General features: G+C 60.0%; 20 protein-coding genes and 2 pseudogenes. 10 read left to right on the top strand and 12 right to left on the bottom strand.

Going from position 1 to position 23,198, the window contains the following annotated elements; translation table 11 throughout:
- Positions 1-700 precede the first annotated feature (700 nt).
- From AC5ZGW_RS28010 to AC5ZGW_RS28000, 3 genes and pseudogenes are all read left to right on the top strand, one after another.
- A pseudogene (locus tag AC5ZGW_RS28010) lies at positions 701-1,147 on the top strand (hypothetical protein).
- Positions 1,148-1,525: 378 nt separating this feature from the next.
- Positions 1,526-1,738: pseudogene (locus AC5ZGW_RS28005) on the top strand (hypothetical protein); the annotation flags it as partial.
- A gap of 260 nt (positions 1,739-1,998) precedes the next feature.
- Positions 1,999-2,391: a hypothetical protein gene (locus AC5ZGW_RS28000; RefSeq protein WP_130225181.1), complete on the top strand. Its 393-nt coding sequence runs from the start codon at positions 1,999-2,001 to the stop codon at positions 2,389-2,391.
- 876 nt (positions 2,392-3,267) lie between these two features.
- Here AC5ZGW_RS28000 and AC5ZGW_RS27995 read toward each other — a convergent pair.
- Positions 3,268-3,498, bottom strand: coding sequence for a hypothetical protein (locus AC5ZGW_RS27995; RefSeq protein ID WP_130225180.1), 231 nt, complete (start codon positions 3,496-3,498; stop codon positions 3,268-3,270).
- Between the two features lie 614 nt (positions 3,499-4,112).
- Here AC5ZGW_RS27995 and AC5ZGW_RS27990 point away from each other — a divergent pair.
- From AC5ZGW_RS27990 to AC5ZGW_RS27975, 4 genes are all read left to right on the top strand, one after another.
- Positions 4,113-4,436 (top strand): signal peptidase II, encoded by a 324-nt coding sequence (locus AC5ZGW_RS27990; protein ID WP_165435152.1) that lies wholly within the window; start codon positions 4,113-4,115, stop codon positions 4,434-4,436.
- Between the two features lie 10 nt (positions 4,437-4,446).
- The gene (locus AC5ZGW_RS27985) at positions 4,447-4,668 is read left to right on the top strand and encodes a signal peptidase II (RefSeq protein WP_165435151.1); all 222 of its coding nucleotides are present in this window, start codon (positions 4,447-4,449) and stop codon (positions 4,666-4,668) included.
- Positions 4,669-4,878: 210 nt separating this feature from the next.
- Positions 4,879-6,120: an MFS transporter gene (locus AC5ZGW_RS27980; protein ID WP_165435150.1), complete on the top strand. Its 1,242-nt coding sequence runs from the start codon at positions 4,879-4,881 to the stop codon at positions 6,118-6,120.
- Between the two features lie 95 nt (positions 6,121-6,215).
- Positions 6,216-7,865 carry a metallophosphoesterase family protein gene (locus tag AC5ZGW_RS27975; protein ID WP_130225177.1) on the top strand — a complete coding sequence of 550 codons (1,650 nt, stop codon included), beginning with the start codon at positions 6,216-6,218 and terminating at the stop codon, positions 7,863-7,865.
- A gap of 131 nt (positions 7,866-7,996) precedes the next feature.
- Here the strand turns inward: AC5ZGW_RS27975 and AC5ZGW_RS27970 are convergent, their stop codons facing one another.
- On the bottom strand, positions 7,997-8,989 hold the full coding sequence (locus AC5ZGW_RS27970) for a Bug family tripartite tricarboxylate transporter substrate binding protein (RefSeq protein ID WP_130225176.1): 993 nt from the start codon (positions 8,987-8,989) through the stop codon (positions 7,997-7,999).
- An 848-nt stretch (positions 8,990-9,837) separates the two neighbouring features.
- The gene (locus tag AC5ZGW_RS27965; protein ID WP_245474647.1) at positions 9,838-10,197 is read right to left on the bottom strand and encodes a GFA family protein; all 360 of its coding nucleotides are present in this window, start codon (positions 10,195-10,197) and stop codon (positions 9,838-9,840) included.
- An 800-nt stretch (positions 10,198-10,997) separates the two neighbouring features.
- Between AC5ZGW_RS27965 and AC5ZGW_RS27960 the strand changes: the two genes are divergently transcribed.
- Both AC5ZGW_RS27960 and AC5ZGW_RS27955 read left to right on the top strand, forming a co-directional pair.
- Positions 10,998-11,945, top strand: a complete 948-nt coding sequence (locus AC5ZGW_RS27960; RefSeq protein ID WP_130225191.1) for an alpha/beta fold hydrolase — start codon at positions 10,998-11,000, stop codon at positions 11,943-11,945.
- Between the two features lie 64 nt (positions 11,946-12,009).
- Positions 12,010-13,698, top strand: coding sequence for an MFS transporter (locus AC5ZGW_RS27955; RefSeq protein ID WP_130225175.1), 1,689 nt, complete (start codon positions 12,010-12,012; stop codon positions 13,696-13,698).
- On the opposite strand, the gene AC5ZGW_RS27950 is transcribed toward AC5ZGW_RS27955, so the two are convergent.
- The gene (locus AC5ZGW_RS27950) at positions 13,631-14,809 is read right to left on the bottom strand and encodes an alginate export family protein (RefSeq protein WP_245474645.1); all 1,179 of its coding nucleotides are present in this window, start codon (positions 14,807-14,809) and stop codon (positions 13,631-13,633) included. The genes AC5ZGW_RS27955 and AC5ZGW_RS27950 overlap by 68 nt on opposite strands.
- Here AC5ZGW_RS27950 and AC5ZGW_RS27945 point away from each other — a divergent pair.
- Entirely contained in the window at positions 14,705-15,175 is a 471-nt protein-coding gene (locus tag AC5ZGW_RS27945; RefSeq protein ID WP_245474648.1) for a hypothetical protein, read from the top strand. The genes AC5ZGW_RS27950 and AC5ZGW_RS27945 overlap by 105 nt on opposite strands.
- Here the strand turns inward: AC5ZGW_RS27945 and AC5ZGW_RS27940 are convergent.
- The 8 genes from AC5ZGW_RS27940 to AC5ZGW_RS27905 all read right to left on the bottom strand — a co-directional run bounded on the left by AC5ZGW_RS27940 (position 15,144) and on the right by AC5ZGW_RS27905 (position 23,197).
- Positions 15,144-15,833 (bottom strand): YoaK family protein, encoded by a 690-nt coding sequence (locus tag AC5ZGW_RS27940; protein WP_130225173.1) that lies wholly within the window; start codon positions 15,831-15,833, stop codon positions 15,144-15,146. The two genes, AC5ZGW_RS27945 and AC5ZGW_RS27940, sit on opposite strands and share 32 nt — an antisense overlap.
- Positions 15,834-15,973: 140 nt before the next feature.
- Entirely contained in the window at positions 15,974-17,224 is a 1,251-nt protein-coding gene (locus AC5ZGW_RS27935) for an alginate export family protein (protein ID WP_207230994.1), read from the bottom strand.
- A gap of 216 nt (positions 17,225-17,440) precedes the next feature.
- Positions 17,441-18,355, bottom strand: coding sequence for a glyoxalase (locus tag AC5ZGW_RS27930; RefSeq protein ID WP_130225171.1), 915 nt, complete (start codon positions 18,353-18,355; stop codon positions 17,441-17,443).
- Between the two features lie 16 nt (positions 18,356-18,371).
- Entirely contained in the window at positions 18,372-18,797 is a 426-nt protein-coding gene (locus AC5ZGW_RS27925; protein ID WP_130225170.1) for a DoxX family protein, read from the bottom strand.
- 1 nt (position 18,798) lies between these two features.
- Complete coding sequence (locus tag AC5ZGW_RS27920) at positions 18,799-20,682, bottom strand: amidohydrolase (RefSeq protein ID WP_130225169.1); 1,884 nt, start codon at positions 20,680-20,682, stop codon at positions 18,799-18,801.
- Positions 20,679-20,963, bottom strand: a complete 285-nt coding sequence (locus tag AC5ZGW_RS27915; RefSeq protein WP_130225168.1) for a XapX domain-containing protein — start codon at positions 20,961-20,963, stop codon at positions 20,679-20,681. Before AC5ZGW_RS27915 ends, AC5ZGW_RS27920 begins: the two co-directional genes overlap by 4 nt.
- Before the next feature lie 22 nt (positions 20,964-20,985).
- Positions 20,986-21,636: a hydrolase gene (locus AC5ZGW_RS27910; protein WP_130225167.1), complete on the bottom strand. Its 651-nt coding sequence runs from the start codon at positions 21,634-21,636 to the stop codon at positions 20,986-20,988.
- Between the two features lie 493 nt (positions 21,637-22,129).
- On the bottom strand, positions 22,130-23,197 hold the full coding sequence (locus AC5ZGW_RS27905) for a LysR family transcriptional regulator (protein ID WP_130225166.1): 1,068 nt from the start codon (positions 23,195-23,197) through the stop codon (positions 22,130-22,132).
- Between the last annotated feature and the right edge of the window lies 1 nt (position 23,198).

Below are 23,198 nucleotides of genomic sequence, written 5' to 3'. Positions count from 1 at the left end.
CGATCAGGGCAGCTTAGGCCAGTCCTTTGGTCTTCGGTCCTACCGGCATCGTCCTCCAAAATGCAATCCCGCAACCGCGCATTTCGGGTCAACGCGTTCACGCATTGCTCGGTCGCCTCGTCGACCTGTTTTTTGGTCGGATTCACCAATGGGCAGTGCCGGGGGATCTGCGGTGGGGCCACGTAGCGGACCGCGCGTCGCAGGCGGGCGACCACCGAGGTTCGATGCTTGCGCGTTGGACCAGCGGACTCGCCGGACGACTTTCGAGCAGGCTCGGCGCACGCAATGGGGATGCAACGGGTCCACAGGGGACCTGTGGTCACGCACCTATCGACCTCCGGCGTGCAGCCCGCAGGGCAACAGGTTTTCGCAAGCGCAGGCGATATCAGTGCACATGCCAAAACCGGGATTAGCAGCTTAACGTACGGCATGCCTCCCTCGTTCGATTGGCGGGCGCGCCAAAGGTCCAATCCAGCTCAGAGCTGGGGTTTGTAGACAGCCGGACCAAGGGCGAGCCCGACGCTGTAAAGCTCTTACGTTTGCTCCACTCGCGCAATTACCCCAGGAGGGCAGAAGGCCAAACCGAGAGGCCTCCAAATGAGTGCCAACAAAGCGCTCGCGGATAGATCAAGGTGCATCGCTCTCGGACAAACCACAACACGGCCCGCACAGCGAGTCTAACCCTCTACATCATGGCCATATGGCTTCCAAGCACCATCCCACACCCCTCTCCGGCCACCCCGGAAAGCTCTCGCGAGGAGCCGACTGCCCGAGCCATCACCAAAATCCTCGCTGAACGGCGGCAGAGAAGCGCGGTGCTGGCGAGGCGCTGATCCGGGAGGCGGACAGCCTTGCCTGCCAGAGCTGGAACGAGCGGGTGTGGGCTGACGGAGGCCCGATCGATCCCTCACCGACTACCGATCAGGACCATCAACGGCGGGTACAGCTGGCTGGAGATAAAATGCTCGCGCTGCAAGACACCGCGCAGCGTCGACCTCGCAGCCCTGCCTCACGTCGCCACCACTGCCATCGCTGATCTTGCCAGCCGGCTGCGCTGCCAGAAGTGCGCAAGGCCGGCAAGCGGCTGGCGGCAGATCTGCACCAACTCGCGCCGCGACAGCGGCACTATCGGGAAGAGGAGAAATGACTAAGCTGACGCGACGACGCGATCTTCACCGCTCCGGATGCTGGCGAGTCCACTACGGCACGTGGAGGTCGGCACGATCGCGGAGCGCATCGGTGGGCCGAACGACGAGAACAAATGAGATCGGATTTGCGGGTTCGACCCGGGCCGAGCCAGGCGAGCACAAGAACGGCAACGCGGCGACTTTCGAGATCGCTCGGCGTGAATTCGAGGCCGCTTGGGAGTCGCTGCTGGCCAGACGTACCGAGGCCGACTTTCAGGCGTGGCGTGACGCGCAGGCTTTTGCCGCGTGGAAATACGCGATGTGGGAAACTGCCGACTCGGGCACCTCACGCTGCTCTGCGGCGCCGCTATCGACATCGCCGGCGTGGACAGGCAAGTATGCGAGGCTCATCCCTTCGAGGCTGGCTGACGTGCAATCTCTACTCGATCAACACCAACCAGGAAGCGATTGGCGCGCTGTTCCGCGTCATCAATCGCTATGTCGGCAACCTGCCGCCGATGCCGGGCGTCTTTCCCGATTATCCGGCGCCGGTGGTACGCGAGACCGCCGATGGCCGCGAACTGGTACTGATGCGATGGGGCTGCGCGCCCCATGGGATGAAGCCAAGGCCCTGCGGCGTCTGTTGCCGGATCACACGCTCAAGATAGCCCTGCGAGGGCCGGATAAAGAAGACAGGCTGGCAGCATGACACCGGCCTCCGGTATGGCCCTTCCCGTCAGGCTGCATCAGCATAGGGGTTCTTCAGGGACGTCATCCGATTGGCTTCGGCGTTCGCAAACGGAGAGGGTGCGTTCGCGCCTGGATAATGTCGTCATCGTGAGAGGTGCGTATAAGCAGTACCGAATCCACTTTGGCAGACAAGGCAGAACTGAACGACACCATGGATCGGGGTATGCGCGCGCTATTCGGCGACCTCTACCCAGAGTTCGCTGAGAGGGAGTATCGGCTGGCACCGGCCGAGATTGCCAAGCCTAATCAGACGGAGACCAATCCGGCCAACCGGGGAGTGCTAAGGACCCATGAGCGGAAGCCGGAGGCCAAACACAAGAACTGGCCTTGGCTGGCTTATGCGTTGTGCTTTTTGGTCGGCATAGCCGCGATTGGTGGGGCCTTGATCGATTTCGCAATGAAACGCCACCCATGGCTGATCGTATGCATCGTTATGGGGCTGGCTTGGCGGGAGATACGAACCCTAGGGAGCACGCTTCCTACTTCCAAGCCGAAGCATGAACCAGCACATTGAGGTTTCGTGATTGCGCGTCCCAGGCTCGCGGCAAGAAAAAGGAACGGTCCCGGCCGGGGGCAAGGCTGAGACCGTTCCTCTCGGGACGTGACAGGCGGCTGTCACACATCAGTGCACGCGGCCTCGGGCGCGCCCCATCGACAGCATGGCACCGATCTTCAAAACTTCAGTCGTACCTGCGGCGGCGCTTAATCAGCCAATAGACGCATAAGCGACGGCGAGCACCGGAAGACCCGCGCCAGCAATGGGACCGGAGGCTCCGCTGACACGGTGACCGGGCGGGTCTCGACCGGGAGCGTTGTCGCAATTTCCCCCGCCGTTGCAGGCATTCGCAGGCGGCGCAATCATTGCCAGAGCGAGAGCGAAAAACGCCGCCGAAGCGCCAGGTACGATCTTCATGAATTCCTCGCACGCCTGAGGCAGCGAGATAACAACATAAATATCTCATTTAACAATTAAATGATTTAATTTATTTAATTTGGATGCACTAGCCGGCGAGCGGCCCCAGCTCAAGAACAATGCGAACTAGCGCCGGGGCTGCCCCCTCTTCTCTCTAACGTGGAGGGCCCCATTAGGAACGGTGGCCGTTGGCTCGGGCTCTACGGAGGCCATCAGGCAAGTCTTCGTGCGATTGGCCGAGGTCCCTCACTGTGCGAGCCTCAGCCATTGTTCAGAACTCCGTAACAGTTCCTGTTTGTCTATCGGACAAACCGTCTTCGCAGCTTGCAGGGCGCGGTCTGATCGTCGCTCAGGCGCTCGTCCCGGTTACCACTCTCGTACGTGCGCGGGCGAAACACCAGGGATCGCGCTCGGCGTCGAGGTACATATGCCTCCACGTTCGCAGCGCCTTGGTTCCGGGAGGGTCGAAGAACATCTTCAAGCGCCCGCTGCGCCGGCGCCGGCCGTTGTCGGTGCTGGCGCTCTGCCGCTCGCGGATCGTTCGGTCGATGCGGGCGATCGCGTCCATCGCCGCGCGTGACGGACGGGATCGGTCTGCTCGAGCCGAAGGAATTCGAGGATGAAGTCCTCCTTCCACATGATCTCTTGTCGGATTGGATAGTCGAGCTCGGCAAGCGAACTGACATCGGCGCGGAGCCGCGCCTTCATGGATCCAGCCGAATACCAATTGCGATGCTGCAACGAAGATCAATTCGATTGTGCGGCGGCTCGAAGGGGTAAAGCAGACGTCGGTTAGATCGGTCCGCCGCGGCCGGTTTTGACCCAAAGCCGGCCTGCGCCACGTCTCGTATTTGCCGCCGCACTGAATCCATGCCCCTACTGCGGAGAGAACCATGAACCCGAAGGATGTGTTTGGAGAGTCTTGACCGCAGGCCCGGAATTAGAGAACAGCCAGGGTCATGAGCGGCAGTGGAGGCGAGCGCCCAACGACGTCTGATCTGTCCTCGACGGCTGGCGTCAGGATGGCGTCGCTGTTGTTCGGCTCAGGGCCGATTCTGTTGAAAAAGTCTTCGCCGCTGTCGGGGCCAAAGACACGGTGGACCGCATTGACCTGAACAGAACCTTTCGACGACGTTCTTCTTGGCATGAAGAACCTATCCTCAGAAGGAATCTGCCGCCGGCAAGTTTTTGCGAGAATTTTGCCTTGGCAGCATTTTCGACTGTTTCAACAGAATCGGCCACTAGGCGACATTGTCAGAGTTGCCCGATATAAGGGAGCCGTCTTCCGGAACCCGGCACGCAGCAGCAAACAGGAGATTGATTTGAACAACCGCCTCTTCGCGTTGTCTGCTGCATTTGCGGTGCTGGCATTGGATCAGCTGACGAAACATTGGGCACTCATGTCATTGGTCACCGTTGGCACGACTATCAAATTGGCGGGTCCCATTGACCTCACCCTTGTCTTCAATCGCAGCAACGCCTTTGGTTTAGTTCCTGACTACGGTGAGTTCTCCCGGTGGGCGCTCTCTGCCGTAAGCCTTGTCGTAGCGGCAGTTTTGCTCCGATCTGCATTGCGGCCATCGACATCGACCATGAATGCTGTTGGGTTCGCTTTGATCGGCCGGCGCCATCGGGAATGCTGTTGATCGCCTTCGATTGGGGGCTGTCGTAGACTTATTCGATGCCTCGAAGCTTCGATTTGCTTGGGTTTTTAACGTCGCGGACGTTTCAATAGATCTGGGGATCGCACTAATTTTGCTCGCTGCGCTCCTACCTTCTTCGGAGGTTCTACAGCAGACGACTGTAACAACTAGATTGGTTATGTTCGACCGCTGTGGGTCAATCGCATCGTTTTGGGCACAGGTTGGCCATTGCTAGTCCTCCCTGACAGCCGACATGCTCGCGTGCCCGACGAGGGCGCGCGCTCGAGCGCCGGCACGCGCAGATCGGGAGGCTCATATGCGGTCTGCGTTGCGTTGAGGCTCCGGCGTTGACGCGGACTGATCCGGGTTTAACTACAAAAACAAATTCTGCAGGGTGGCGACGTTCGCTGGGCTGGATCCCGCTAACGCCACCAATGCAGGAAACATGACGACCTCGACCCACGCGAACTCGACCGCGGCCTCGGCACCCCTTCGTCTCGGCATCATCCTCTTCTCGCTTGCGATGGGCGGGTTTGCGATCGGAACCACCGAATTCGCATCCATGAGTTTGCTGCCATTTTTCGCCGCCGACCTTCGAGTCGACGAGCCGACCGCGGGACACGCGATCAGTGCCTACGCCTTGGGCGTGGTGCTGGGCGCGCCGCTGATTGCTGTGCTTGGCGCGCAGTTCGCTCGGCGCACGCAGTTGCTGCTCTTGATGGCCGTGTTTGCGCTCGGCAATGCGCTCACCGCGCTTGCGCCAAGCTATGGCTGGATGATCGCGGCCCGCTTTCTCTCGGGATTGCCGCATGGCGCTTATTTCGGCATCGCCGCGCTGGTCGCAGCGTCGCTCGTTCCTTACGATCGTCGCTCCCAGGCGGTCGGCCGCCTGATGCTCGGCCTGACATGCGCCACGATCATCTGCGTGCCGCTGGCCAATCTGGTTGGGCAGGCGGTCGGCTGGCGCGCGAGCTTCGGCCTCGTGACGTTGCTGGCGTTGCTCACGGTCCAGCTTTGCGCCCTGTTCGCGCCGCGCGACCAAGCCGACAGGTCGGATCCGCTGCGAGAACTCGGGGCCTTGAAGAGCGGACGTGTCTGGATCACGCTTGCGATTGGTGCAATCGGCTTCCGCGGCATGTTCGCCGTCTATACCTATCTTGCGACAACACTGATCGAGATAACTAAGGTGAGCACCACGGTGATTCCATTTTTTCTAGCAGTGTTCGGTATCGGAGCCACGCTCGGCAATTTGTTTGTTCCGCGCTTCGCGGACCGCGCGCTGATGCCGACGGCGGGCAGCATCCTCCTGTTTTCAGCAGGCGCGCTGTTGGTATTTCCGCTTGCCGCCGGCAATCCCTGGCTGCTCGCGGCAGACGTCTTCGCGATCTGCGCCGGCGTCTCGCTCGGAGCCGTCCTGCAGACACGACTAATGGACGTCGCGGGAGACGCGCAGGCGCTCGCAGCCGCACTCAACCATTCGGCGTTCAACACCGCCAATGCGCTCGGCCCTTTCCTGGGCGGCCTTGCCATTCGCGAAGGGCTGGGCTGGACTTCCACCGGTCCCGTCGGCGCCACGTTGGCGCTTTCGGGTTTCCTGATCTGGATCGTCGCCTATCGCAACGTCGGATCCGCTCGGGTCGAGGACCGGCACGTGGGAGAACTATGGCAGAGTTCTTCGCCGCCTTAGACATCGAAAACGTTACTCGACGATACGCCTTCTGCATTGTTTCATAGACCAAAAGGCCAGTGTCACTGGCAGGGACTATCCAAGGGAGGCTGCCAATGGCGACCACACGGCGTGGACTTCTCGGTGCCGGAGCTTCGGCAGCACTGGGCTTAATTCCTTTGGGCAAGGTAAACTCTGTGTTTGCCCAAAATTCACCGACCACCGCAACGCAAACTTCGCAGACTTGGGATGATGGCGAGCTATCGCATCTCCTCCCTACCAGCAGCCATGATCGCATTCTAATAAAGGCGTCATTCAAAAACCCGCTCGGCGCCGCTCCGACTCTCCATGTTGGCGACCAACGAATTTCGGGCCTTCGATCCGACACGCGAGGTTATTTCTGGCAGTTTCACGCCGGCGACCTCAAGCCTGGGACCTCTTATGAACTATCCTTGAGGTCTTCTGACGGCCGCAGCCTCAGTCAATCTTGGAAACTATCTACGATGCCTGCGCCGGACGACTTGCCGAGTAAGCTCCGCCTTCTGATTTATTCATGCGCAGGTGGGCACGACCTTTTCAGCGCGAATCATACTGGTTTTGGCTTCCTGCCCGCAGCCGTTCGTCAGAGGCTGCTGCGACGAGGGCTTTCCTTTGCGCCTGATGCGCTGATTGCGAATGGAGATCACGTCTATTGGGATCTTCTTGCGCCAAGAGCTGCACCGAAATTGGGTGCCTCGAAGGCGGCGCTTGAATACGCGCGCTTTGACAGGAATGCGCCCATCTTAGGTGGCGCTAACGAGAGTGCATTGCTTCGCGCTGCGGGTGAGCAGATAACTCCGCTGTACGGCACGCTCTGCCGTTCGACGCCCGTCTTTTTTTTACAAGATGACCACGACCATTTCGACAATGACGAGGCGACGGATGACGCTGTCACTTTTCCGCCTGACAATTTCATGTTGCAATCGGCGCGGGCGACCCAACGGCTTTGGTATCCTGAGTTCCTGCCCGATCCGAACCGGTCACCCGGACTTCCAGGGTCCGATAATCCTGACCAGCCATCCTTTCGCCCCTCCGGGCTCTCGGAAAGTTTCGGTACATTGCGTTATGGACGCCTCGCTGAGATCCTTCTCTATGACGTAAGGCGCACTGTTACGCTCGCTGGACCGACCGCGGTATTTGTGGCTCCCGACGTGGAAACTTGGCTAAAGGCTCGCGCCGCGGCGAAGGACGTCATTCATTTAGTGAACGTCCCTTCCAACCCGCCAGGCTGGAGCGCAGGTAAGTGGGGTGAATGGTATCCTGATCTGTTAGGGTCCGATGGCAAGTTGTCGGAGGAGAGACCCAAGCCTTATTGGCAACGAGGTTGGCTCTCGCAACATGACCGGCTGATGCCATCGCTTTCAGAGATGCCTGGGCGCATTCCGCTTGTCATCAGCGGCGACCTTCATGCGATCGGCGAGGGTCGAATGTTACGGAGCGGTCATCTAAATTTTTCGAATAATCCCGTCGTCGCCGTTCTCCCTGGCCCGTTGGGCACCAGTAACGGCGGCTGGGCCTCGGAATTCCGTGGCGTCGGCCCGAGGCCACCGCAGCACCTGGACATGGAAGAGACCGTTGCACCGATCGAAGAGAATGGTTTCCTGATAGCTGACTTCACACCCGACAACATAACGCTGCGTTATTTCAAGTGGAACCAGAAGACGCAGCCTGTCGATGACATTGATTCGCTTGAGCCTTTCCACACAACGGAGCTGAGACGCACCTAACTCGATTGGGCACGCAGAAGGTAACGCTGAAAGATGCTCGATCATCTGGCTACGTCGGCGGAATCAACCACCGTTGATCATTAGCTGTCGTGATCCCGGCGACCGATCAGCTCTCGGCCAGCGAAAGGGCTTCACTCCGGCTTGATGCCGGCCGCCTTCATGACCGGCAGCAGCCGTGTTTCCTCGGCATTGCGGAATGCCGTGGCTTCCTCGGGCGAGATCGGCCAGACCGAAGCGCCGAGATCGGCATATCTTTGCTTCACTGCGGGATCGGCGAGCGCCTTCAGAATCAGCGCGTTGATTTGCGACGCTAGGTCCGGCTTCATGTTCGCGGGACCGATCATCGTTGTCCAGGAGGTCATCGCATATCCCGGCAGCACCTCAGCCATCGCGGGTACGCCCGGCAGTTCGGAAATGCGCTTTGTCGCGGTAACCGCAACCGCCTTGATCTGTCCGGCCCGTACGCTCGGCAGCGAGCCCGGCAGGTTGTCGAACAGCATGTCGACGCGGCCGCCCAAGAGATCTGTCAAGGCAGGACCGGCGCCCTTGTACGGAATATGAACCACCTCGACCCCGGCCATACTATTCATCATCTCGCCGGAGAGATGCAGCGTCGTGCCAAAGCCGGCTGAGGCGTAGGTGTATTTGCGTGGCTCCTTCTTGAAGGCGGCCAGCAATTCCCGGATGTCCGACGAGAACAGGTCTTTTCGGGCGCAGAGGATGTTCGGCAATTGCCACATGCCGCCGATGAAGGTGAAATCATTGACGGGGTGATAGGGAAGTTTTGCGTAAGTGCCGAGCGCCAGCACATTGCTTGCGATGCCGCCGAGGCCGACGGTGTATCCGTCCGGCGCTGATTTGGCGACTGCGTCCGCACCGAGCGAGCCGCCCGCCCCGCCCTTGTTCTCGACCACGAACGACTGACCGGAGATGTCGCTCATCTTTTGGCAGAAAATGCGCGAAAGCGTGTCAGTGGCGCCGCCAGCCGGAAAGCCGTTGATGTAACGCACCTGGCGGGCAGGCCACGCCTCGTGCGCGCTGCCCGCGCGAGGCGCGAGCATTGGTGCGGCGATCGACCCGCCGATCACTTTCAGCACGGAACGACGGTTCATACGCAGCGGCATGACTTCCCTCCCGATCGGCTGTTTATGTCGGCGGTCGGGACTGCCGCCGCCTCTCTTTTTGCGAATTGAAGCAGCCGATCCGGGCGATGGTCAACGGCAATTTGCTTGCTGCGGCCAGCAATCACAGTCCAGCGGCCATCCGTTCAAAATGCCGCTGTAATTCCAGCCCCCGGATAGGCGCCGCCCATGATCGAATGCTTGCAGGACCGTCGGTATTTTCTGCAGGCGTCGCATTGAGGGAGTCTGGGCGGTCGGGACGTCGGATTTGATCCCCTCCGAGACTAGAGAAACCGCCCCAGGAAGCGGAAAGCAATCTGCTGAACTCGATCGTCTCTCTCTCACGGCGCTGGCAACGGTCTGACCGAAGCCTCCACCGTCCTTAACGCGTCGGTGTCGCCTTGAGTGTGATCCGGCGTCCAAGATTGACCCCACTAATTCGAGGTCAATCAAGCACTTGCAGCACCGATTGGCGCCCGGACCCCACGCCGATTCACATTCATGTTGATCACCAGTTCGAACTTCGCTGTAGTCTGGGCAGGAAGCTCACTCGGTTTCCAGCTTTGAGAATACGCCGCGCTCCAGTGCTCATATGCGCTAACAGAACTGCGACGGCGAGCCGTGCTCCCGCGACCAAATCGAGCTTTTAAAGTGAAGGCTGACATGCACTGTCAGGTTTCGGATCTCGCCTTTTCACTTACTGACGGACTTCGGTCGGGGTGTGTGGAAAGTGTGCGGATAACCAATCGCCGCCTGGGTTTCGGACACGCGGCCGGACACTCAGCTGCTCACTTTCACCATGCCTTCAAGTTCGTCTTGACGTTGAAGGTGATCGAGCTCGTGATTGAAAGTTACCCAGGGATGCCCTGTCGTCTCCCACGCAGATAACGTCGGCCAAGGCATGGAGGGATCAGCGAACGCCCCAAAGGGAATGCCGATAAGTCCTGGGTCAAACTGCGCGTACCAAAACCGGTGGAACCGCAATCGGGGCAGAAATGGAGTTCGACCTTTCGCCCCGAGTCGCTGCTGCGGTCGTAGACCTTGTTCGGCCCTTTGGTGTGCACCTGTTCTTTGGAGAAATAGGTGGCAACTCCAAAGGCCGAGCCCGTTCGGCGCTGACATGCGACGCAATGACACGCGGCCACAGACGCGGGCTCGCCGATCACCTCGGCACGCAACAAACCACAGCAGCATTGCGCTATCCTACTCATAGCTCGACTTCCGAGGGTGCGGTTTGTCATGAAACTGTCCAAGGAGCGAAAACGGTAGACATGACGCGTGCCACACCCCTACAAGTCAAACCGGCGCGAACGTTGCCCGATTTCGGCAATGTAGCGACGGTTCCTACCGCAGCAACCTTCGAAATGTCTCGTCGTTCACGGTTTCAGTCGCCTGCTCCAGTGTTTCCTCTTTAACCAGACGTCCGTCCGTCTCCTCCGTGAACGAAATCGCACATGGTACCTTTCCCCGGGCAATTCCCACGGCCTCACTAATGCTCGTGATTGGTTACGATCCCAGTTTGCGAAGCAGTGACACCAGCGCCGCCTCAGGTCTTATATTGCCGAGGGAATCTCTGATTGCAAATCAACAGGAAATCAGATCGACACGAGTATGGCATGTGAGATGGCGGCTCGCCTTGTCACGCTGCTTCAGCGGAAGCGCAGCACTTTCGCTAAGAACCGCCGTTCCCGCTAAGTCGCACTTTATCGTTGCGAACGATCCAAGCCAATCCTGCACTGCCTGGACCTCAGGTGGCAGAAGCTCGTTGCACATTCACCGTCGCCGAAGCAGCGGATTGCAGCGTGCGCATCGGGCGGCTGAAATAGATTCACTTCCGCGGACATTCGAAAATGTCCAGACTATCAGAGATGGCAGTTGAGATCCGCGATCGATGCCGGTCGATCGGGTGCGATTTTGCGTGCGCTGGTTCATCAGAGCTCGAACGATTAAAGAACGGCACCACGAGATGCAAATGCCAGCATCAGCCTGCGTCCTTTCAAAGAGCCATAGCATGCCCTGTTCTTTCCGTCAGATTTCGTTCGCTCTTGTTCTCTCCGCGGCGATGCTGACCGTGCCGCTCTTTGCGAGTCGGGCGGCCGCCGAAACCCGGCCTTTTCCAAATAGTTTTCACGCGCAGGAGATGCCGGTCTCGGATGGCACGCAATATGTTCGCGTCGGGGGTCAGGGCCCGGCCGTGCTGCTGCTGCATGGCTTCGGAGATACCGGAGACATGTGGGAGCCGCTGGCCGAAGTTCTGGTGAAGAACCACATGGTGATCGTTCCCGATCTACGCGGCATGGGTCTTTCGTCACACCCGGAGAGTGGATACGAAAAGGCCGCGCAAGCACGGGATATCGCGGCCATTCTCGACCAGTTGAAGATTCAAAAAGTCGCGCTGATCACCCATGACATCGGCAATATGGTTGGCTACGCATTGGCAGCCCAGTTTCCCGACCGCGTCACCAAATGGGTTGCCATGGACGCTCCGCTTCCCGGGCTTGGCACCTGGTACGCGCAGCTGACCAATCCCAAGCTCTGGCACTTCAATTTCCGCGGTCCTGACACCGAACGGCTGGTCGCCGGCCGTGAGCGCATCCTGCTTGATCGCTTCTACAATGATCTGTCGGCCAATCCCGCGGCGATCGACGACCAGACCCGAGATCACTATGCGGCACTCTATGCCCGCCCGAACGCTATTCACGACGCCTTCAGCGGACAGTTCGCGGCCTTTCTCCAAGATGGTGAGGACAACAAAGAGCTATTGGCAAAGACCGGCAAGTTGCCGATGCCTGTGCTCGCGATCGGCGGTGATCACTCCTTCGGCGCATCCATGCAGTCGGAACTCGCCTACGTCGCGAGCAATGTCCAGGGCGCGGTCATCACCAATTCCGGTCATTGGATCATGGAAGAGCAACCCCAGCAGGCCGTCAGCATCATCGTTCCCTTTATCGAAAAATAGATGAGGCGGTCCGCAAACAACGTATACTTGGCACAGAGGCAACTCGGTTGGCCGAGTGAAAAGCATGGCCCTTCCTGACGAGAATCGGAGCAAAGCGGCCCCGGAGCGGCGAGCCTCCCCCTGGATTGCTTTTCGACACACGGCCTTCACGGTTGTCTGGATCGCAACCGTCGTCGCGAATGTCGGCACGTGGATGTACAATGCGGCGTCCGGCTGGCTCATGACAAGCCTGGATGCCGATCCACTCGCTGTCTCGCTGGTTCAGGTCGCGACCAGCCTTCCCATGTTCCTGTTCGCACTGCCTGCCGGGGCACTGGCGGATATCGTCGACAAGCGCCGCTTTCTAATCATCGCGGAGATCGTCATCACCGTCGTGGCGGCGATGAGTGCGGTTCTGGTGGGGCTCAACTTCGTCAATCCGACCATCCTGTTGCTGTTCACCTTCCTTCTTGGTGCCGGCGCAGCATTCACTGCACCGGCGTGGCAATCGGTCGTGCCTCAGCTCGTCCCCAAGCAGGACTTGGCTGCAGCGATAGCCAGCAACGGCGTCGGTGTGAACATCAGCAGGGCAATCGGACCGGCCCTGGGTGGCGTGATCATTGGCGGCTTGGGCATCGCGGCGCCGTTCTGGATCAACGCGTTGAGCAATTTTGCCGTGATAGCCGCCCTGTTCTGGTGGCGTCCCTCGTCTTCAGCGACCGGGATCCCGCCAGAGCGTCTGGCCGGTGCGCTGGTGATCGGTTTTCGGCATGCCCGGTACAATCCGCATTTGCGCGCAACGCTCGTTAGGGCCGTCGCGTTCTTCTTTTTTGCAAGCGCATACTGGGCGCTGCTGCCGCTGGTCGCCCGCAATCAGATCGCCGGAGGTCCCGCGCTCTACGGCATATTGCTGGGTGCGATTGGAGTTGGTGCCGTCGCCGGCGCCTTCGCGCTACCCTGGATGAAGAGCGCTCTTGGACCGGACCGGCTCGTTGCGCTCGGCACGCTTAGCACGGCGATTAGCCTGGTCCTCCTCGGCATCGCATATCATGCCGCGCTCGGCCTAGCGGCTTGCCTGCTCGCCGGCATTTCGTGGATCAGCGTTCTCGCAACCCTCAATGTCTCGGTTCAGGTCTCGCTACCGGATTGGGTACGTGGCCGCGGATTGTCCATCTTCGTCACCGTGTTCTTCGGCGCCATGACCGCCGGCAGTGCACTCTGGGGGCAGCTTGCGTCGACGATCAGCCTGCCTGCAGCGCATTTCATTGCGGCAGCCGGCGCTCTCGTCGCCATCGGACTGAGCTGGAGCTGGAAGCTTCAAGTCGGCACCGGCATGGATCTCGCGCCGTCGATGCACTGGCCGGCGCCGGTTCTGACGGCCGATTTGCATCCCGATCGAGGTCCGGTGCTGGTAACGGTTGAATATCGCATAGCCTCCCAAAGACGTGACGATTTCCTGTCCGCGATCCAGGCCCTGGGCCAACAGCGGCGGCGTGACGGTGCATATGCCTGGGATATCTTCGAAGATGCCGCCGAAGAAGGGCGATTCCTGGAAACGTTCTTTGTTGTTTCGTGGCTTGAGCATTTGCGACAGCACCATCGGGTGACAAACGCCGATCGAATTCTCCAGGATACGATCCGTGACTTCAGCGCAGTGGATGAGCCCAAAGTCACCCATTTCGTCGCTGCCACCCCATTTTCCGCGATTAGAACTTCAGCATCGCCTCAAGACCCACGAAGTGAGCCGTCTCGCCCCAACCCGTCTCCTGGATGAACGGCCCCGGCACGAATGCGGAATAAGAGAACGCCGCGCTGAACCAGGGAACCGGCTGCCAGCCGAGTATCACGTCGGCTTGCGTTCCGATGTAGCGGGCACGGCTGTTGCCCGACGGGCGCACCAAATCGCCGCCGGCGCCGTAAACGCCGTCGCCAAGACTTTCGCGCCAATAGAACACCGTCGCCAGATCCAGAGTCCAATGCTGGTCCAGTTGAAGGGTGAGCGTCGGATGGGCATTGATCAGGTTGTATGGTCCAATCAGGCCGATCTCGCCGAAATACTTTCCTTTCGGAAATAGCGGGTTGAACGTCTGAAGATCGGCCTCATTCGGATTTTGGTCGCCGCTGATGATGTTGGCCCGCAGGCCAAGCCGCGGGCTGAAGGTCACGTCGGCAAATGTATAGCCAGTATCGGAGGCAACCGACCAGGCGCGGATATTCCCGTGAGCGAAGTGCCCGAACTGGGCCATGCCTTCAAAATTCCAGTCCCAACCCTGCGCGGCACCGAAGAGGCGGCTGCCGATGGTATGCCGCACTTCCTCTCCGCGACCTTGATTGTACTCTGCGGCGGCGTTCCGGTATCCGATGTAATAAAGATCGAACCCCGACTTGGCGCTGATGTCAGGCAATTGGCGCGTGGCATAGATCGACCAGACGGATCGGTCGTGATCGAAACGGTCATTGAAGCTCCCGACCAAATTTCGAACCGGCTGCGCATAGAAAGCGTCGACGCGCCACGGAGCTGTCTGGACCGAGGCCAATGCTGCGTCAAAGGAACGAAGCACATTCGGACCGTACCGCAAGCTGATGAGCCGCTCCGTGCCATACGACAGCAGTTGCCGCCCTCCTCGCAAGGTGAGATCCGCGCCTTCGGCCAGTGGTAGCTTCAAATCCGCGAAGGCCTGAAGCGGCTCGAATCCGGTCTGGTCGATGCCACCAACCGTGTCCTTGTCCGTAACCCAGGTACCGATCAGCTGGCCGAAAAGACGCAGGTTGGAGCCGAGATGCAGATCCGCATAGGGCAGCATCCGGTACCATTGATACTCGTTGACCGGCAGTTGGCCCCAATTGAAATTGCCATAGGCCTCCTCCCTGAAGCGAAGCTCCAGGCCAAGGGTGAGATAGGCACCACCATTGAGATCGAGCGGAATGTATTTGAACGGCTCCCACCAGGCCCCTGTCCGCTTCGCCGGATCCCGCAAATAGGAATAGTCTTCGTCATAGCGCAGGGTCGTAGGGTTGAATGGCGGGGCATGCTTGGTCTCCGCTCCATCGAGCTCGGCGGATCAGGCGACGGCAGGCAAGGCGATGACAGCGGTCACGATGGCAGCCCATGCTGCGATGACCGCAGTCATAGCGACAATGGCCGCCAATTTTCGCCCTCCGAGAATTTCGGAACGGCCAACGTTATCGACATCGACCTGCATCTTCCGACCGCTAACTTTACTTCTTCGCCGGATCCACCAGTCGAATAAGCAGCGAAAGTCCGCCCAGAATCGGCGGCACCACGAAAGACCAGACGCCGTAACCGACATACAGGAGCGCCGCGGCACCGCATCCCACGGCGAAGACGAACACATTCCAGGACATATTCTTCATCCGCGCTTTGATCTGGCCGTCCGGGGCGGCTTTTGAATAGATCATATCCGCAACGTCGATCATGATCTGCGTCGTCGTTCCCGTCATCAGCGTCGAGGGTGGCGCGCTTCCCAGATAGATGCGATGGGCGGCGTTCTGGATCGCCATGGCAGCGACAAGCACCATCCCGGTCAGCACTGCCTGCCAGCTATCGCCGTCATGGAAGGGGCCATATCGGATCGCAAGCGCCGCACCGACGGCCAGCATGAGGACTTTCAGGCCAAGAAGGGTTTCGAACACCTGACGGTAGTGGCCGGAAAGCAATGTTGCGAGCAAGCGCATCCCGGTCACGACGACACAGAAGACCGGCAGCGCCAGGAGTTTTGCCAGGGCACCCGAGGTGCCGAGCGCAAGAGATGCACCGAGCGTGACGAAATTGCCTGTGACGTGCGCGGTGAATAGGCCCTGCAGCGCAAGAAAACCTGCCGTGTCGACATAGCCTGCGGTCAGGCTCAAAACCAGCGGGAGAAGCGAGCGGTTCTCCGTATCAGCCATTGTTCCTCATCATTCAGGCAATCTCGTCCGATCGGCGCGTGGATCTCAGTCCCAGCCCGAGAACGATTTCCTCAGTCTTCATTGAAACGATCTACTTTGCCACTGCATGGGGGTGGGGACGCGTTCGACAACGGCTCTCCCTACCACCCGCTTTTGATCTCCACGCCAACGTAATTCGAGTCATGGCCGCCAGCGTTCCGCAACGCATCTCCGATCGCAAAGTGCACCGCCTCGATTGCGAAGGAAGTTGTGCGGTCGATCGTCCAATCGAGCCGAAGCTGGGCATAGCTTCCGGTGTATGCGCCCGGCCGGCCGGCAGTGTTTGGGACCGCAATATCGGGCTGGGTGTAGATCGCATCGGCCGTGTTCTGGCGCCACAGGGCCGCTGCCGCGAGCATGACCTTCACCGACGAAGTGAGACTCAGCGTCAGGGATGGCTTGATGTGAATGAGGTTGGCGTACCCGGTGTAACCCGCAAGCGTAAAGTAATAACCATTGGGAAACAGCGGATTGAATGTCCCAAAGGTTCCTTTGGTGTTGCCGTCACCGGACGCCGCGTCGAATTGGATGCCCACCCTTGGGCTCCACTTCAAGTCGGCGAAGGTGTAGCCAGCGAGTGAGCCGACAGCCCAGGCCTCGATCGGCTCGATGCCGATGCGTCCGGTTTGGTTCATCACTTCGAGGTCAAAATCGAAATGATTGGCGTTGCCGTTCAGATGGACATCGAAAATGTCTCTCCGCTCGTCGCCGGACGCATTTGGAAACTGCACGTTCGTCTGTGTGAAATTGGCATAGTAGCCGGCGATGAACAAGGACTCGGAAAACTTATACTCTGCCCGCGCCATCCCAAAGGTCTGCGCGCTGACGCTGCTGTAATCATCGAATATTGTAATGTCCCGAACCTGGACCGGTAGGCTGTAAAAGGTGATAAATCGCCAGGGTCCTTTCTCGTAGTCCGCCCAGGCGGCGTCGTAAGATTGTCGGACGTTGGGACCGTCGCGAACGGATACGAAGCGCTGGAGATCGAAGGCAAATTGCTGGCGACCGCCTCGCAGCTTCAGCGTTCCGCCGCCCAAAGGCTCCGTCAGAGCGACCCAACCCTGCTCGAGATCGAGCCGGTCCCGATCAACCGGCGTCAACATGGTCTTCCATGGTGCATAGTCGGCCTGAAATTGCACGAACGCCTGTATTTGATTGTCTACGCGGAGATCGGCATGGAATTCGTTTCGGCTGATGACGTAGTTCTGGCTGCGGTTCGGACCGGTTCCGAAGTTCGCAGCGTTATTGGACTCGAACCGCTCGCGGGTGTTCGCGCCGAATGAGACATATGTGTATGGATCGACGCTGGACAGCGGAATGTATTTGAACTCGTCGAAGGGCTCACGCGGCACCCGCGAATCCGCGAGTACGGACCAGTCCTCCTGAAACCGATTAAACATGATGGCAGGCCGCTGCGGCGTGGAGGTTTGCTTGGAGGACTGATCGTCAGCCCAGGTCGCATGCGGCGCCGCAGTCAAGCAAAAAGCGACCGCCGCATACCGCCAGCGCCTCCGCGGGAGAGATGGTGACGAACCGACCCCCAATCGCGTCTCCTACCTGGACTCCCACTACTTTTCAGATGCCGTCGCGTGAATCTCCGCGATATATCCGCCTGGAAACTGTACCATGGCCGCGGACCGGCCGCCAGACGTGTAGGGCTCCACGAGCACGACAGCGCCGGAGGCCTTTGCCTTCGTCAACGTGCCCTGCAAGTCACTGACCTCGTAGCCGGTTAGCTCGCGGCCGTAGGGATAAGGCAGATGGCCGTCGGTGACGAATACGGTGATCTTCCCGAACACTGACTCGATGCGGATGCGCCTGTAGGTTTCCTTGGCTCGACCGATCTCGACGCCGGCGGCATGCGCATCGTCGGAGGCGACCTTCCCGTGCGAGAAGCGGAGGAAGCTGCGCATGAAGGCATCCGCCCGCTCGGGAGAGACGTAAACACGATTCTCGGGAATCGTCTCGAACGCCGCATAGGACGGCTTGGTCGTGTGCCAGTAGAGCTGCATGTTGACTCCACCTGGCCATTGGATCACCACGTCACGCCCGATCGGATCCGGAAACGTCGCGACCAGCACGTCAGCTCCGGCAACCTTGGCGGAGTTGACCGCCTCGTCGATATCGGTGACCAGATAGCCGGTCCGCTCCGCCCCGAACGGATAAGGGATCGGCGTCTTGAACCCGAACAGGGACACGGTGCCGACCGGTGTTTGCAAGAGCTGTGATGTCGTGCTGCTCGGCGTCGGCGTCACAGTGGCGACGACCTGTTTGGTGCTCTGGCCGCCGAAAGTGGCGAGAAAACTGGCAACGAACTTGTCGACGTCCTCGGGCGCCACATAGACATGCGTCGTATCGTATTGGGGACCGACACCGACCTGCGGAGCCGGCTCCCGGACGGAGTCCTTTGCGATTGCTGCGGACCCGCTCGTGAGCAGCGAAAGGGAAAGCAGGATGTTGATCAGATGACGGTTGCCGGACATGGAAGCCTCGTTGCGATCACGCGCTCTGCTTGCGCAGGGACAGTATGGAGACGAGCACCAGGCCCGCGATCAGGCCCAAGTGCTCGAAAAAGGCGTTTACTGCCATGAAGCGATCGTGGCCGATCTTCGCCCAAAAATCGTTGGCGGTGAGCATGGCGACTGCGGTCAGTACACCGAGTCCCCCTGCCCCCAGCCATACCCATCGGCCGGAGATCACCAGGGCGGAGCCAAAGATTTCGACCACGATGGCCGTTGCGGCCCACAGCCAGTCGGGCTGCAGACCGAAATGAGCCTGCTCTGCCACGGCCGCGGGAAAGTCGATGAGCTTCTGGATTCCACCAATCAGGAAGGCCGAGACCAGGGCGACCCTTGATAGCGGCAGCAGCCACCGCGAGCATAGGACCGCTGCGACCCAGCGGGGAGTGTCGATCTCTGGCTGCATCTCAGACGGCCCAGCAGGCGCAACCGAGCGCGCCCCAAAAACTCTTGAAATCGGACACCGGCAGCCTGCCTGACCACGCCCGCGCGTGATCATGGCCGTGCACGGCGCAAGCGCTCGCGCAGCCGCACATTTGCGCCGCGTGAGACCTGATGGCGCGCGCCTTGCCGTCGGTCTCCACCCAATTGCCATATCCGCCGAATTGGCGCACCGGCGACCAATCGGGCATCGCCGGCGGAGGCGCGGTGTCGTCGAGCGCCTTAAAGTCTCCTGCGCCGTAGACGATGCGCCCGCCGACCATCGTCAGCTCGCTCGTGATATCGGCGATCTCGTTTGCGCCACAGGAGAAGAAGTCCCGGTCCGGCACGATCAGGTCAGCGAGCTGTCCGACCTCGATACGGCCTTTCTTGCCCTCTTCATTGGAGAACCAAGTGACGTTCTCCGTCCACATGCGAAGCGCGGTCTCGCGATCGAGGCAATTGCGTTGCGGATAGAGACGGAGCCCACCTACCGTCATGCCGGTGACGAGCCAACCCAGCGCGACCCACGGGTTATAAGAGGCAACCCTGGTTGCGTCGGTGCCAGCCGAGACCTTCACACCTTTGTCGAGAATCTTCTTCACCGGCGGCGTCGCTTCGGCGGCGCCGAAGCCGTAGCGCTCCACGAAATACTCGCCCTGATAGGCCATGCGGTGCTGCACAGCGATGCCGCCGCCGAGCGCCGCGATGCGGTCGATCGATTGATCGGAAATGGTCTCGGCATGGTCAAAGAACCAGTGCAGGCCTTCGAGCGGGCTATCCTGGTTGACCTTCTCGAACACGTCGAGCGCCCGCGAGATGGTCTCGTCGTACGTCGCGTGCAGCCGCCACGGCCATTTGTTCTGGACGAGAATGCGGACGACGTCCTCGAGCTCGCTCTCCATTTCCGGCGGCATGTCCGGGCGCGGTACGCGGAAATCCTCGAAGTCAGCCGCCGAGAACACCAGCATCTCGCCGGCACCATTGTGCCTGAGGTAGTCGGTGCCTTGCTTGTACTTCGACGTCCTTGTCCAGTTCAGGAAGTCCTCTTTCTCCGCCTTGGGCTTCTGGGTGAACAGGTTGTAAGCAAGGCGGATGGTCAGCTGCCCCTCATCCGACAGCTTCTGGATAACCGCGTAATCCTCAGGGTAATTCTGAAAGCCGCCGCCGGCATCGATCGCGCCGATGACGCCGAGCCGATTGAGCTCGCGCATGAAATGCCGGGTTGAATTGACCTGGTAGTCGAACGGCAGCTTGGGTCCCTTGGCCAAGGTCGCATAGAGAATATTCGCGTTCGGCTTCGCGAGCAGCAGTCCGGTTGGATTGCCCTTCGCATCGCGTACGATCTCGCCGCCGGGCGGTTCCGGCGTGTCCTTGGCATAGCCGACCGCACGCAGCGCGGCGGCATTGAGGATGGCGCGGTCGTACAGGTGGAGAATGAAAACCGGCGTGTCCGGAGCGATCGCGTTGAGTTCATCGATGGTCGGCAGCCGCCGTTCCGCAAACTGGTGCTCGGTGAAGCCGCCGACGACGCGCACCCATTGCGGCGGCGGCGTGATCGCGACCTGCTTCTTCAGCATCGCCATGGCATCGGCGAGCGACCAGACGCCGTCCCACCGCAGCTCCATGTTGTAGTTGAGTCCTCCACGGATCAAATGGAGATGATTATCGATGAGCCCCGGCAGCACGCGGCGCCCTTTCAGGTCGATGACCCTGGTGGACGGACCTGCGAGCTTCATCACGTCGCTATCGTGTCCTACGGCCGTGAACTGTCCATTTTCGATCGCAACTGCGCTGGCCGCCGGATTGGAACGATCGAGCGTAGTGAACAGGCCGTGATGCAGGATCAGGTCAGGACCCTGGTTGCTCATGTTTGCTTCTCCGGAGTCTTAAGGCCAACACCAGGTGCATCCGTACGGCTGCCGGGGAGCATGCCGAAGATGTGCGAATCGCAACTCGAGAGATGCCATGCGGCGGAGAAGCTCGAGCCCTGCAGGAGAAGTTTTGCTACCGGGATAACCTGCTCGCCGACCAGTATTCCCAATAGCCCGACCAGCGCCACCAACGGTGGCGCCGGCGAGCGCACATTCAGGAGATAGTAGACCACTCCGACGAGGAGACCCGCTCCCAGAGACAATAGGTAGACCTTCATGACGGGCCCTCCTGCCAGTTTGCTAGGCTGCCTTGGTGCCAGCCTCGGACGCGTGTTCGCCGAGCGCCCACTTAGAGAAACGGACCTGAATGCCGTAAGGCGAGTGAGCCCGGAGGATGTTCATGACCCCCTCATAGGTCTCCGTTCGCGCCCAATCCTGCTGGAGCTCGAAGACATACTGCAGCGACGTGATGGGAACGGCACCCGCCTGCACCAGGCGATCCATCGAACGATCATGCGCTTCCAGCGAGAGGTCGCCGCAGGCGTCGGCAGGCACGTAAACCTCGAAACCTTCCTTCAGCATTTCGAGAGCGGCGAACATCACGCAGGCCTCTGTCCACAGTCCCGCCACCACGAATTTCTTCCGGCCGGTCTCTTGCACGGCCTTGCGGAAGTTCGGATCGATCCAGGCGTTCATCGAGGTGCGATCTATGACCTCGTTGCCCGGGAACAGTTCGGTGATCTCCGGCATGAACGGGCCGGAAAACGTGTTTGCGGCCACCGTCGAGATAATGGTGGGAAGGCCGAACAGCTTTGCGGCTTTCGCCACCACCTGCACGTTGTTGAAGGGCACCAGCCGGTCGTGGGACTGAACGCCCTGGTACATTGCCGGCTGATAATCAATCAGCGCCACAGCGCAGTTCTGAGGCGTCAGCATGTCAAGCTTGGACATTCGGGGTCTCCTGGGTTTGAAGGATGCGGATCGTATTTCGGGATATGGCGAGCTGTACCGGACGCAAAGCGCTGCCCCGCATTGGGCAGCCCTCGCGACGCCTGCCAAGCATTGCCGAGGTAGCGCCGGGCAGGATCGATTTTTGCATGACGCGTGGTCCTTCGATCATCGGTGGCGAGTGCGCAACTCGTCGGTCTCACACACCTTATCTGTTCGGTCTGGTCCGCTCGCGGAAGTGAAACTATTTCACGCGCCAGATGAATACGCTGCAATTCCACCCTTCTACGTCGTGGCATGCGCTATGACAGGCACCGATCTCAGCCGATTACCGTCATTAGGCGTCCTGGATGTTAAAGAGCTGCCCTAGCGGCCAATACAAAAGCGAACGTCGCGCCCAGACGCGCCAAACGAGAAACGCGAGGACTATTCGCTCATCGCCTGTATCGTCTCGCAACGGGCATTTGCTGCGAGATGATGACAATGATCGAATTCGTCAGTCCGCATCCTGGGGCACGAGGCAAGGCCTGATAACAATGCGCGGAAGGAAAGGAGTTGACGTGAATCGAGCTGCGCGCTCGAGTTCTGCCAGACAGCCGCACAGCGGCTCACCGGCCCGTCTCAACAGTTCCCGCAGCCATTCCTGCGGAGCATCATCGGCGTTGCGTTCGTGCCAGACCACGCTGACGTCCACCAACCCCGGTCTGTATGGCAGTTCGTATGTCGATAACCGACGCGCACGAGCGAGCGACCTGGCGAGGGGTCGCGGTACGATAGCTGCCAAATCGGTGTCCTCAACCAGCGAGGGAAGCGCCAGGAAATGCGGCAGCGATAGCGCTATGCGTGGGCCGCGCATCGACCCGGAAAAGGCACGCTCGAGCGCAGCCCGGTCGTACATTTCTGATCGTCGTGCCAATCCACGCTCGTATACGTAGCCATTGACAACGCCGTCGTGCTCGCCGTGCTGCGAGACGACGGCGATAGAAAGGCTAGAAAGCTTCTCGAGCGACAGATCGCCGAGCTCGCGTGAGGAGCTGGCGATAAGCACATCGTCGTATGCGAACAGCGAACTCGAGCGGAAACGCGCCGGCACATCAGAAAACGGACCAATCGCGGCATCAATCTGACCGAGATCGATTTGTCCAGTCAAGTCGATACTGCAGTCAGAACGGATGACGAGATCGACAAAAGGCGCCTCGCGTCCCAGCAAGCCAAGGAGGTTAGGCATCAAAACCGTGGTTACGAAGTCGCTCACCGCTATGGTGAACCGCCTAGTCGAACTTCGTGGCTCGAATTTCGGCAGGCCGATGGCTGCCTCCAGTGACTTCCATGCCTCGCGGATCAGCGGCGCCATCGCAAGCGCGCGAGCCGTTGGCTGCATTCCGGTCGCCGTGCGGACGAACAGATCATCATCCAGTATGACCCTCAGTCGCGCAAGAGCGTGGCTCACGGCAGATTGACTGAGGCACATCCGCTGACTGGCCCGCAATACGCTCCGTTCCTCCATGACCGCGTCGAAGACGCGCAAGAGGTTCAGATCGAGCTTGTTGAGCGGTACCGTCATG

This window comes from Bradyrhizobium sp. Crot121 (genome assembly GCF_059512385.1).
The sequence above is the reverse complement of the archived record's forward strand: the minus strand, read 5'-3'. Positions and strand labels throughout refer to the sequence as shown.